Consider the following 443-nt stretch of genomic DNA (forward strand, 5'->3'; position numbering starts at 1 on the left):
TATCCCACCAGCGACGCGCGCAACACCCTGATCATTTCCATCGGTAACGACGGTGGTTGCCGTCGTAGTGGCAGCACCCGGAACCGGCTTGACGGTACGCTCACCGGAAGTCGGGGCCGGAGTCGGCTTCGGCGTAAACGGCTCGGGAGCTGTCTTCTCATCCACCCTCTTGACAAGCTGGCGAGCACTGACCACCGCAGATGGTTGGCCGGTCGGCACCGTCACTGACGGAAGAACGGTCGGCGCCGCAGACGATTGGCTACCGCTTCGGTCACCGACAACCCACGTGTACGTCACCGGCTCGGAAACAACGGCCTTGCCATCAGTCGCCGTGACCGGGACTCCCTTCAGCCGGACCTTCATGGTGTAGGTACCTGGCTTCTCAAACAACCAGTTAGTGTGGACATGGCCCGGTTTCTTCTGCGAGATGGACTCTCCCGAGG

The 443-nt window shown here is 61.9% G+C and carries 1 protein-coding gene; it reads right to left on the reverse strand.

Translation table 11 applies throughout. The annotated features are described in order from the left end of the window. Positions 1-429, reverse strand: a 429-nt coding sequence (locus tag I6F09_RS37275) for a TIGR03769 domain-containing protein (RefSeq protein WP_225190212.1), incomplete at its 3' end; no start/stop codon positions are given. Between the last annotated feature and the right edge of the window lie 14 nt (positions 430-443).

Source organism: Bradyrhizobium sp. IC3195, from assembly GCF_020193585.1.
GTDB classification, from domain to species: domain Bacteria; phylum Pseudomonadota; class Alphaproteobacteria; order Rhizobiales; family Xanthobacteraceae; genus Bradyrhizobium; species Bradyrhizobium yuanmingense.